The organism is Brevibacterium sp. (genome assembly GCF_022712115.1).
GTDB lineage: Bacteria > Actinomycetota > Actinomycetes > Actinomycetales > Brevibacteriaceae > Brevibacterium > Brevibacterium salitolerans.
Genome location: NZ_JALAHB010000018.1, coordinates 1 through 6,484, shown reverse-complemented (window position 1 = coordinate 6,484; position 6,484 = coordinate 1). Strand labels below are relative to the sequence as shown.

Below are 6,484 nucleotides of genomic sequence, written 5' to 3'. Positions count from 1 at the left end.
CGGCCCCCCCGCCCGCCGCGCCCCCCCCCCCCCCGGGGGCGCGGCGGCGCGGGGCGCCCCCCCCGGCCACCGGCCCCACCGTCGTCTGAGCCCTCTGCCGCCTCAGTTCTCAGGCGGCAGAGCGCTCAGGTGTCTGCAGGCTCAGGAGCCTGAGGGCTCAGTCCTCCGTGACGAGCGGGTAGACCCCGTTCTCGTCGTGGACCTCACGGCCGGTCACCGGCGGGTTGAAGGTGCAGATCAGCCGCAGCTCCTCCTCCGCGCGCACGGTGTGCTTGTCGTGCTCGTCCAGGAGATAGAGGGTGCCGTCGCGCAGATCCCAGCTCTCGCCGGTCTCCTCGCTGGTGAGCGTGCCCCTGCCGGCCACGCAGTACACGGCCTCGTAGTGGTTCTGGTAGTGGAACGTGGAGGTGGTGCCGGCGTAGATGGTGGTCTCGTGGAACGAGAACCCCACGCCCTCCTTGGCCAGCACCATGCGGCGGCTGCGCCAGGTCTCGGACTTCACATCGCGGTCCGTGCCGTTCAGGTCTTCGATGTTCACGACGTACAAGCGGTCTCCTCGGTGGGTGTGTGGGCAGCTGTGTGCTGCCGGGTGCGGATACGGTGTGCCCGGAGCCCGGAGCCCGGAGCCCGGAGCCCGGAGCCCGGAGTGTCAGGCGGAAGCCGCGGCGGCCTCGGCGGCGGTGGGCGCCGGAGCCACGGCGGCGACGGCGGCGGCGAGGATGTCGAGTCCGCGGTCCAGCTCCTCGCGGGTCACCGTGAGCGGCGGCAGGAGCTTGACGACCTCGTCCTTGGGTCCGGAGGTCTCCACCAGCAGGCCGTTGCGGTAGGCCTCGGCGGCGATCTTCCCGGCCAGCTCGGCGTCCTCGAAGATGATCCCGCCGAACATCCCGCGGCCGCGCACGCCGGCGCCGGAGGCGGAGAAGGCGATGCGCTCGAGGCGGGACTGGAGCAGCTCGATCTTGCCTGCGAGCTCCTGCTGGAAGGAGTCATCGGCCCAGAACTCCTCGATCGCGGCGGTGGCGGTGACGAATGCCGGGTTGTTGCCGCGGAAGGTGCCGTTGTGCTCGCCCGGCGACCAGATGTCGAGCTCGGGACGGAACAGCGTGAGCGCCAGGGGCAGCCCGGAGCCGGAGATCGACTTCGACAGGCAGACGATGTCCGGGACGATGCCGGCCTCCTCGAAGCTGAAGAAGGTGCCGGTGCGCCCGCAGCCGGCCTGCACGTCGTCGACGATGAGGAGGATGTCGTGGCGCCGGCACAGCTCCGCGAGCCCGCGGAGCCATTCGGCGCGTGCCGCACGGACGCCGCCCTCGCCCTGGACGGTCTCGACGATGATCGCGGCGGGCTTGTCCACACCGGACCCCGAGTCCTCGAGCACGCGCTCGAGCCACAGGAAGTCCGCGGTCTCGCCGTCGAAGTAGTCGTCGTAGGGGATCTTCGAGGAGTTGGTGAGCGGGATGCCCGCGCCCTCGCGCTTCATCGAGTTGCCGGTCACGGACAGCGAGCCCAGCGTCATGCCGTGGAACGCGTTGGTGAACGAGAGGATGTGCTGGCGCCCCGTGTACTTGCGGGCGAGCTTGAGGGCGGCCTCGACGGTGTTGGTGCCCGTGGGCCCGGGGAACATCACCTTGTAGTTGAGGCCCCGGGGGTCGAGGATGCGGCTCTTGAAGGTCTCGAGGAACTTCCGCTTCGCCGGGGTCTTCATGTCCATGGAGTGCAGGACCTGGCCGGACTGCAGGTACGCGATGAGCGGCTCCATGACCACGGGATTGTTGTGGCCGTAGTTGAGCGCGCCCGCTCCGGCGAAGAAGTCGAGGTACTCCGTGCCGTCAGCGGCGGTCTGGGTGGCCCCGGAGGCCTTCACGAACTCCGCGGGCCAGCTGCGGGAGTAGCTGCGGACCTCGGATTCAAGGGTGTAGTAGATCTCGGTCATGGCAGTCTTCCTACCTTCCTTCGTGGCTGCGACCGCCCGGCTGCCGGCTCTCGGCAGCTGCGGCGGACGATCAGGGGACCCGGACGGTCGTACCAGGTGCCCGAGGGGTGTGCGCGGTCGTGGGCGACCGGCGTGCGTGGTGCGGGGACGGGATGCGCCGTCCCCGGGAGGCGGGTCAGCGCTGCGGTTGCAGCGGCCCGATCTCGTAGAGGAACTCCGTGTCGTGCCCATCCGGATAGTCGGCTGGTGTGAACAGGGGAGAGGTGGTGAGCCGGGCGTCGTGGCGCTGTGCGAAGGCGCTGAACAGGCCGATGGAGGCGCTGTTGTCGTCCGTGATGGTGGTCTCCAGGCGGACGGCTCCGGTGCGCGCGGCGAGGTCGTCGAGCATCGAGGCGGCGATGCGGCGTCCGCGGAAGCGGGCGTCGACCGCCACCTGCCAGATCATGAGGGTCTCCGGCGCCTCGGGGCGCATGTACCCGGTGACGAAGCCGGCGGGAGCCCCGCCCACCTCGGCGATGACCGAGGTCCCGGCGAAGTCGCGGCACCACAGGAGGTACGCATAGGAGGAGTTCAGGTCGAGCACCTGCGTGTCACGGGCGAGCGTCCACATGCTCTTGCCGTCGGACAGTGCGGGGGTGCGGATGAGGACGGGTTCCTCGCCGGCCGTCCGGCCGGGGTCGATGGGGGTTGTCTGGGCCTCTGCTTGTGCATGAGTCACGCCATTCAACCTAACGAGCTGAGCGTCGATATCAACCGGGATACGGCGCAGAACCGCCCGGAGACACGCGGATCGCGGGTTCCGGGAGGGATGTCTCCGACCCTCCCGATCCCACAAGGAGACTGGCGAAACGGGGGTTGCGGCGAGTGGCGCAGGCCACCGTCTCCCATCGTTATGCGTTCGTAACATTTGCATGCGGAGCGCAGGTGTGCGGGGTCCGGAATGTGAGAAGCGGCCTGCACGGGATCCCGTGCAGGCCGCCTCTTCGAACTCCGGTGCGCCGTCCGCGGCGCGATCGGGCTCAGCGGTAGTTCGTGAACTGCAGGTCGATGTCCAGGTCCTTGCCCTTGAGGAGCGCGATGACCTCCTGCAGATCGTCGCGCTTCTTGGAGGTGACGCGCAGCTCGTCGCCCTGGATCTGCGGCTTGACGCCCTTGGGCCCCTCGTCGCGGATGATCTTGGAGATCTTCTTCGCGTTCTCCTGGTCGATCCCCTCCTTGAGACTCGCGTCGATCCGGTACTCCTTGCCGGAGGGGTAGGGCTCGCCGGCGTCCAGGGACTTCAGTGAGATCCCGCGGCGCACCAGCTTGGACTGGAACACGTCGAGGACGGCGTTCACGCGGTCCTCGGCCGAGGCGCGCATCTGGATGCCCTCGCCCTTCCACTCGATCGCGGCGCCGGTGCCCTTGAAGTCGTAGCGGGAGCCGATCTCCTTGACTGCCTGGTTGAGCGCGTTGTCCGCCTCCTGGCGGTCGATCTTGCTGACGATGTCGAAGCTGGAGTCCGCTGCCATGTCTGCCTCCTGGGCTGTGCGTGCCGCCGTCGCGGCGGCGGGTGATCAGTGCCGGGTACATCCGCGCGCAGGTGCCCGGATGCGGTGCGGCCATCGTATCGTTCAGTGCTGCGGCCCGATTTTGCACGGCCTCCGAGGACCGTGTATCGTTCTACGAGTGCTCAGCGAGCACAGAGGCAGGTTGCCCGAGCGGCCAAAGGGAGCTGACTGTAAATCAGCCGGCATTGCCTTCATAGGTTCGAATCCTATACCTGCCACCCCTGTGGGTGGAGGCCCCTTCATCGGCGGAAACGCGGATGAAGGGGCCTTCTTCGTGTGCGCCGGCGGCCGGCGCACGGGGTGTCCCCGCTCATCTGCCGTTCATCCGGAGTCCTGCTGCGGCAGGGCGGTGCCGGAGTAGGCTGGCACGCATGCGCTCACCCGTCCAGACGTATCTGAGCGGTCTGCACGCCCGAGTGCGCGCCGCAGATCCCTTCGCCGCCCATCCGACCCCCGGATCCCGCACCGCTTCCGCGGGCAGCCCGGCCGAGGGCCTCAGCGTCCTCTACGGCGGTGATTCGGACCACCTGGGCATCGCCATGACCACAGCGGACGGATTCTCCTACCGCGTGGGGGACGCGTGCGAGGAGTTCTCCATCCAGTCGATCTCCAAGGTGTTCGTCTATGCGCTCGCCCTCATGGACTCCGGGTTCGACCTGGTGGACGGCAAGATCGACGTGGAGCCCTCCGGCAGCGCCTACAACGACCTCTCCTCCGAGGCCGGCAGCGGGCGGCCCAAGAACGCGCTCATCAACATCGGCGCGATCGCCGCGACCTCGCTGGTGCGCCCGGTGGGGGAGGAGACCGCGTTCGAGAGGATCCTCGCAGTGTTCTCCGCGTGCGCGGGCCGGCAGCTGAGCCTCGACGAGGAGGTGCTCCGTGCGGACTACGAGACCGGTGCCCACAACCGCGGTCTGGCCTGGTTCCTGTCCTCCTGGGGCATCATCGAGGGCGATCCCAATCCGGCCTTCGATGACTACACGAAGCAGTGCGCGATCTCCGTGACGGCGGCGGATCTGTCGATGATGGCGGCCACGCTGGCCCACCTCGGCGTGAACCCGGCGACCGGTGAGCGGGTCTTCCCCGAGGACGTGGTGGAGAGGGTGCTCTCCGTCATGCTCACCTGCGGCATGTACGACGACTCCGGGGACTGGGTCACCACGGTGGGCCTGCCGGCCAAGAGCGGGGTGGGCGGCGGCATCATCGCGGTGCTGCCCGGGCAGCTGGGCATCGCGACCTACTCCCCGCCGCTGGACCGGCACGGCAACAGCGCCAAGGGGATCGTCGCCCACGAGGAGATGTCCGCGGACCTGGGCCTTCACATCGTGAGGGCCGGGAAGCCCGGGCGCGCGGTGATCCGCTCGCACACCACCGTGGACCGCGACCACTCCTCGCTGCGCAGGAGCCCTGAGGACGAGGCGGTGCTCGAGGAGCACGGTGACCGCGCGCACATCCTCGAACTGATCGGGGACGTGCACTTCAGCGGCTTCGAAGCGGTCTCCCGGCTCATCGAGGAGCTGGACGAGCCGCAGGTGGTGGTCCTCGACATCGGCAAGGTGGACGAGCTCTCCGGGTCTGCGCTCATGAGCCTCGCGCGGCTGGCGGCGACGATGGACGAGGAGGGGATCGCCGTCGGGGTCGTGGATCCGGATGCGCTGCTGCGCCGGCACGAGCTCAAGCGCACACTGCTGCGGGAGGCCGCCGAGGCCGGGGTCGTGGACGGCGCGGTTGAGGCCGCGCCCACGGACGGTGCGGAGGGCCCGTCCCGCCTCCCCGTGAGGATCTTCGCCTCGCGTCATGCCGCGCTGGTGTGGGCCGAGGACGCGGTGCTGCTCTCCGAGGAGGGTGCGGGAGCGCAGCCGGTCCGGCAGCAGGGCCCGGTGCTGGGCGGTCTGTCGCCGGCGGTGCGTGCGGTGGTGCGGGGTCTGCTCACCGCAGAGACGGCGGAGGAGGGCCAGGTGATCCGGGCGCCGGGTGACGACTTCGACGGGATCCGCTTCGTGGTCTCCGGCGAGGTGCACAGTGTGAGCCCGGACGGGGAGCTGATGGCGGTGCTGCGGGCGGGTGCCACGTTCGGGGAGTACGCGCTGGGCACGGGTGCGGGGCAGCCGTTCGCGGTGATCGCCGCACAGCGCAGCCGCTTCGAGCTGCTCTCCGCGGAGGCGCTGGAACGGATGGAGGCGGAGTCGCCTGCCGCGGCGGCCGCCCTGTGGCGGAGCATCGCCCATGACGGATATGCGCGGCTCGTGCAGGCAGTGCGAGGAGAGGAGCGGACGGAGTGACGGCGGAGCGGATCAGGAACGCGCAGTTCATGCGCGAAGGTGTGGATGAGGCTCCGGGTGAGGGCGACCGTCCCTGGGTGATCGCCCACCGGGGGTACTCGGCCGCGGTCCCGGAGAACACCCTGGCGGCGGTGGACGCCGCCCGGCTGGTGGGCTCGGACTGGATCGAGGTGGACCTCCACGTGACCGCGGACGGCACGCCGGTCGTCATCCATGACCCCACGGTGGATCGGACCACCAACGGCGGCGGGGCGCTGAGCCGCCTCGACGACGACTCCCTCTCCCGCCTGGACGCGGGGCTGTGGGCAGGCCGCGGCTTCGCCGGTCAGCGGGTTCCGCGGCTGGAGACCCTGCTGCGGGAGATCGTGGACTACGGCGGCCGCCTGCTGCTGGAGTTCAAGGGGGACTGGTCCGCGGGAGCCGTCGCGCAGGCGGCCGGTCTCGTCGTGGAGTACGGCGTGGCCGATCGCGTGGTGGCGCAGAGCTTCTCCGTGTCCACGCTGGCGTTGCTGCGGGATATCGCTCCCATGGTCGAGCGGTGCCTGCTGCGCACCATGCCGCGGGAGGACGATCTGCAGTACCTCGACGAGCTGGAGCTGCTGGGCTACAACCCCTCGCAGAAGGGAGTGGCTCTGCGCCGGGGTGTCGTGGACTCGTTCCTGGGCGCGGGGGCTGCGATGTTCGTGTGGACGGTGGACGAGCCGGCGGAGTGGGAGATG

6 protein-coding genes and 1 tRNA gene are annotated in these 6,484 nt (G+C 69.7%); 3 read left to right on the top strand and 4 right to left on the bottom strand.

Going from position 1 to position 6,484, the window contains the following annotated elements; all coding sequences use genetic code 11:
- Positions 1–157: 157 nt before the first annotated feature.
- The 4 genes from Q0A33_RS00685 to Q0A33_RS00670 all read right to left on the bottom strand — a co-directional run bounded on the left by Q0A33_RS00685 (position 158) and on the right by Q0A33_RS00670 (position 3,444).
- Positions 158–547: an ectoine synthase gene (locus tag Q0A33_RS00685; RefSeq protein WP_291791646.1), complete on the bottom strand. Its 390-nt coding sequence runs from the start codon at positions 545–547 to the stop codon at positions 158–160.
- A gap of 102 nt (positions 548–649) precedes the next feature.
- On the bottom strand, positions 650–1,933 hold the full coding sequence (gene ectB, locus Q0A33_RS00680) for a diaminobutyrate--2-oxoglutarate transaminase (protein WP_291791643.1): 1,284 nt from the start codon (positions 1,931–1,933) through the stop codon (positions 650–652).
- A gap of 175 nt (positions 1,934–2,108) precedes the next feature.
- Positions 2,109–2,651, bottom strand: coding sequence for a diaminobutyrate acetyltransferase (gene ectA, locus Q0A33_RS00675; RefSeq protein WP_291791640.1), 543 nt, complete (start codon positions 2,649–2,651; stop codon positions 2,109–2,111).
- Between the two features lie 301 nt (positions 2,652–2,952).
- Positions 2,953–3,444 carry a YajQ family cyclic di-GMP-binding protein gene (locus Q0A33_RS00670; RefSeq protein ID WP_291791637.1) on the bottom strand — a complete coding sequence of 164 codons (492 nt, stop codon included), beginning with the start codon at positions 3,442–3,444 and terminating at the stop codon, positions 2,953–2,955.
- A 175-nt stretch (positions 3,445–3,619) separates the two neighbouring features.
- On the opposite strand from Q0A33_RS00670, the gene Q0A33_RS00665 reads away from it, so the two are divergent.
- The 3 genes from Q0A33_RS00665 to Q0A33_RS00655 all read left to right on the top strand — a co-directional run.
- Positions 3,620–3,701, top strand: a tRNA-Tyr gene (locus tag Q0A33_RS00665).
- A gap of 153 nt (positions 3,702–3,854) precedes the next feature.
- A complete protein-coding gene (gene glsA / locus Q0A33_RS00660) occupies positions 3,855–5,765 on the top strand; it encodes a glutaminase A (RefSeq protein ID WP_291791634.1) in 1,911 nt (636 codons plus the stop codon).
- A partial coding sequence (locus Q0A33_RS00655; protein WP_291791632.1) for a glycerophosphodiester phosphodiesterase family protein occupies positions 5,762–6,484 on the top strand: 723 nt, incomplete at its 3' end. The genes glsA and Q0A33_RS00655, both read left to right, overlap by 4 nt.